This window comes from Microcoleus sp. B6-A1 (assembly GCF_036705085.1).
Classification (GTDB): domain Bacteria; phylum Cyanobacteriota; class Cyanobacteriia; order Cyanobacteriales; family Microcoleaceae; genus Microcoleus.
Genome location: NZ_JAUBTU010000105.1, coordinates 1 through 4139, shown reverse-complemented (window position 1 = coordinate 4139; position 4139 = coordinate 1). Strand labels below are relative to the sequence as shown.

Annotated in this window: 4 protein-coding genes; 2 read left to right on the top strand and 2 right to left on the bottom strand. The window is 47.8% G+C overall.

The genetic code is table 11. The features are described 5' to 3' along the window. On the top strand, positions 1-1575 hold a 1575-nt coding region (locus QUB11_RS26860), incomplete at its 5' end, for a BamA/TamA family outer membrane protein (RefSeq protein ID WP_333203743.1). A gap of 179 nt (positions 1576-1754) precedes the next feature. On the opposite strand, the gene QUB11_RS26855 is transcribed toward QUB11_RS26860, so the two are convergent. Together QUB11_RS26855 and QUB11_RS26850 are read right to left on the bottom strand one after the other, a co-directional pair. Then, the gene (locus QUB11_RS26855) at positions 1755-3086 is read right to left on the bottom strand and encodes a HEAT repeat domain-containing protein (RefSeq protein WP_333156134.1); all 1332 of its coding nucleotides are present in this window, start codon (positions 3084-3086) and stop codon (positions 1755-1757) included. Positions 3087-3131: 45 nt separating this feature from the next. Further along, on the bottom strand, positions 3132-3683 hold the full coding sequence (locus QUB11_RS26850) for a CPBP family glutamic-type intramembrane protease (protein WP_333203741.1): 552 nt from the start codon (positions 3681-3683) through the stop codon (positions 3132-3134). A 59-nt stretch (positions 3684-3742) separates the two neighbouring features. Here QUB11_RS26850 and QUB11_RS26845 point away from each other — a divergent pair, with 59 nt between their 5' ends. Continuing rightward, positions 3743-4057: an acylphosphatase gene (locus QUB11_RS26845; RefSeq protein ID WP_333203738.1), complete on the top strand. Its 315-nt coding sequence runs from the start codon at positions 3743-3745 to the stop codon at positions 4055-4057. The last annotated feature ends 82 nt before the right edge of the window (positions 4058-4139 follow it).

Sequence of the window (4139 nt, the reverse complement as noted above, 5' to 3'; positions counted from 1 at the left end):
CTCAAGAACGGTGCAGCATCTGTCAAGAACGGGCAAGATGCCCGTTCCACAAGAGATGAATTGTTTGGTGGCACAGGAATGTTGGCTGAAGTACCCGCGGCGCAGCTATCCCCTAGGGAATCTCCCTCACTCAAGTCCAGCCACCATAAAGATTTTACATCTCTGTTAAAAACTCCGGCGACGATCGCGACACAAGCCGAAATCCCCGAAGCAGTAAACAGCAACGCCCGACAGCTAGGTGGTACTCTACAAATCAGTCAAGCGGGCAATGCTGAAGGTGTTTACGTTGCAGAGGTGAAAATTCGCTTTGTCAATTCCACAGGTGAAGCTGTTGATAAAAAAGGGAATCCGGTTGAGGGCAGAATTTCGGAAGATTTTATCCGAGGAGAGCTCAAACTCAAGGCGGGGGATAACTACAGCCGGGAAGTTGTACGATCGGATTTACAGCAGTTGCAGCAATTGGGATTGTTTGACAAGGTTACGGTTTCGATCGAAGAAGTTGGCACGGATGTTAATGTAATCTACAACGTTCAAGAGCGATCGGCTCGCTCTTTTAGCGTGAGTGCCAGTCTTAGTGATGATGTTGGCGTTGCTGTTCCTCTTTCCTATACCGATCGAACTTTCGGAACAACCCCACAGCGGCTGGCGGTGGAACTTGAGCCCAGCCTCCGAGGTATCCAGTACGATGTCCAGTTTGTCAGCCCTTACGTTGCCGCCAAAGACCGTTTGGGATACAGTGTGAGAGCTTTTGGCGATCGCAGAATATCGGAAATTTTCAACAAAGATATTGATTTGCCCAACGGGAACCGAGTTCGGGAAATTCGGATGGGGGGAAATCTCAGGTTTACCAGACCTTTGGGCGATTGGCAATCGACTTTGGGACTGAATTATACAAACATCAGTACGCGCGATCGCAACTTAAATATCGCCCGCCGCGACGAACTCGGAAATCCTCTCACATTCAGCGGCAGTGGCGTTGACGAGTTATACACTGTTTCTTTTGGCGCAATGCTCGATCGGCGGGACAATCCCTTTAACCCCACCAGAGGATCGATTCTGGGCCTCAGCACCGAGCAGTCGATACCTCTGGGTCGAGGTAACATTGTGAGTAACAGACTGTTGGCGAATTATATACATTATGTACCCGTAACTTTGTTGGGCATTAGCGAGTCCGAAGCCTTGCCCGAAATGCTGGCTTTTAACTTGCAAGCGGGCACGGTAATCGGGGATTTGCCACCAACGGAAGCTTTTCGCCTCGGCGGCCGCAATTCCGTGCGGGGCTACGATAGCGGGGATATTGGCAGTGGGCGGAGTTATTTTTTAGCTTCCGGGGAATATCGGTTTCCTGTGGGTCAGGATGTTGGCGGCGTGATATTTGTTGATTTTGCGTCGGATTTGGGAACGGGAGATAGCGTGTTGGGGAAACCGGCGGTAGTCAGGGACAAACCGGGGACTGGGGCGGGTGTTGGGGTGGGTGTGAGGGTGCGATCGTCCTTTGGATTAATTCGCTTAGATATGGCTGTTAGCGACTCCGGCGACCTCAAATTTATACTCGGTACAAAGCAGCGATTTTAAATTAGTCATCAGTCAGTAGTCATTAGTCACAAGTTACAGCATATTCTGGAATATGCTGTAAAATCGAGTCAACAGTTAACACTCAACCATTCAGTTTTTCCACCCCTCCTTCTACAGTCAACAGTCAACAGTCAACAGTCAACAATCACGGACGGTGCAACCGGAATTGATATAAATGCTTAACGCTTTGGTTTCTTCAGATCAACAGTTTTCGGCTTAGCCGCCGGAGTTCGCGGATAAAACTTAAACTTATTGAGCGCCGCACTTGCCGATTTAGCCACACCGCTATCTATATCTCGCAAAGCTTTTTGTAGCAGCGGAATCACTTTTTCCGACTTAATCATTGCTAGTGCTTCCACAGCAGCTTCGCGCACCTCCGGGTGAATATCTTGAGCTAATTTTCCCAAGGTTTCTATTGCTCGCTGACCTTCGGATCTCAGAGCATTAGCAGCAGCCATTTTACCTAAAGCAGACGCTGCAAACTTGCGGGTTTCTTTGTCCTGACTTTGAACACATCCCATCAACTGTGGCAGGGAATAGCTTGGTGCTTGTCTGGCAATAGGAAGCTGTTGTTCGACTTCGGGTTGATGTAAATCAATTGATTGTGGTTCGGAAAAATCTGTGTAATTTAACTCTTCAACTTCTGTTTGATTTAACTCAGTTGACAGTTCCTGCCAAACTTCTTCTTGTGAGAAACCTTCGGGAAATTCTGTTGAATTTAACTGACTAAACTGCTGATCGGGGACTTCTTGTTGTTGTACATTACTCTCGTACTGCTCTTGCAAAGACCTGATAGTAGCTTGCATCTGAGCTTCGTGGTCTCTCAACTGCTCGTGAGCCGCTTGCAACTGACTCTCGTATTGCTCTTGCAAAGCCTCCATATTTAACTGCATCTCAACCTCGCGGTTCTCATATTCCTCGGCAGTTTGCCTCAAGCGAATTTCGTGTTCATTTTGCAGGTTTTGCAAATGTTGCTCCATCTGAGCTTGATAATTTAAATGCAATTCGTCAGCAACTCTAAGTAAATGATGTTCGTGTTCTGCTTGCAAAGATTGGATATTTTGCTGCATCCTAGCATTGTTAGCGGCTTCTAATTCCTCGCTGATTTTTCTCCGCAGCTCAGGCTCGTGTGCGCTGACAACTTGTTGGAGCTGACTGTCGCGTTCTGCATGAACTTGTTGGAGCTGACTGTCGCGTTCTGCCAAAACTTGTTGGAGCTGATTTTCATATTGAGCCGCAACTTGTTTGAGCTGGTTTTCGTATTGGGTAGTAACTTGTCTGAGTAAATTTTCGTGTTCGATAGTAGCTTTTCTAAGCTGATTTTCCCGTTCTCCTTTCTGAGATTCGACAGCTTGTTGCACCCGAGACATCTGAGCTAATTCTATTTCCTCAGTAATTCTGCGAGTTTGCTGCAAGTATTCTTGTTTTTGCTTGTTTAAGCGCTTTTCTACTAACCAGTAAGCAACTGCTATCCCTGCCAAAAAACCTACGATCGCTCCTATGATACCCACAACTGAGATCCTCCCGACAAAATAGTGATGCTGGACTTTTTACATTTAACCATACAGCCTCCTGTAACCGCCCAGTAGCAACAGCCAGGCTGTCACTGCTAGCCAGTGAACCGCCACCGCAGGCCAGATAGAACCGCTTTGCAGGTATGCGAGGGAGCACGCAACTCCCAAAATTGCTGCCAGTAGCAAAAATACTGGATTCATAAAGGTCGATCGACCAACCGGGTAAAAAGTCAGCGCGTTCAGCGGGTGGTAAACTATAAAAACCGCCAAACTCGCGCATCCCCAATACCACAGCATTAACCCAGAAGCCTTCTCAAACGGGTGCGGCAGCATTAACACCCGGAACAATAATTCCTCGGTGATGCCCGGACTTAACAAACAGCCAAGAAGCACTCCCACAATTGTACGCCGAGAGGTTTGCACGTCTACTTTTAGAAATCCTGACCAAAAACCAATGGAAAGAGCGATCGAAGTGTAAACCAGCGCGAGCATAGCTGCAACCAGCCAATCAGTGAAATCGGGAATAGTTGAAAAAGCTAGGGTGATGCGGCGTATCAGGAATCCCGGCAGCGCCATCGCACTAAAATTTAACATAATCAAACTGATCCTTAAAATTTTCAAACAGATGTTAGCAGTAAGTTGAGCCGTGTATTATGCAAAACCAATCATTGCCGCCCGTCAGAGTCCGCGTTTTTGTTTCGGGATTAGTTCAAGGAGTAGGATACCGATATTCAACGATGAATCAAGCAAAGTATTTCGGCCTCAGCGGCTGGGTGAGAAATCTCCCCGACGGGCGCGTCGAGGCTGTCTTTGAAGGCTCCAAAAAAGCTGTGGAAGGAATGATTAGTTGGTGCCGCCGCGGCCCCACCGGTGCTACGGTTAGTGAGTTGGTTTTGGAATACGAAAACCCGGAGGGCGATTCCCTTCAAGATAGCTCCGCCGCGCGTACTTTTGAGATCCGCCGATAAAACAATAAGGAATGAGAATTAAATAACTTCCACTCTTGAAAGTGGGATGGGCGTCCCGCCCGTCCTTTTTGGACGGGCGGGA

Excerpts from the sequence above, each read along its gene's own strand:
- QUB11_RS26845 (WP_333203738.1), top strand. The coding sequence starts at position 3,743 with ATGCAAAACCAATCATTGCCGCCCGTCAGAGTCCGCGTTTTTGTTTCG.
- QUB11_RS26850 (WP_333203741.1), bottom strand. The coding sequence starts at position 3,683 with ATGTTAAATTTTAGTGCGATGGCGCTGCCGGGATTCCTGATACGCCGC.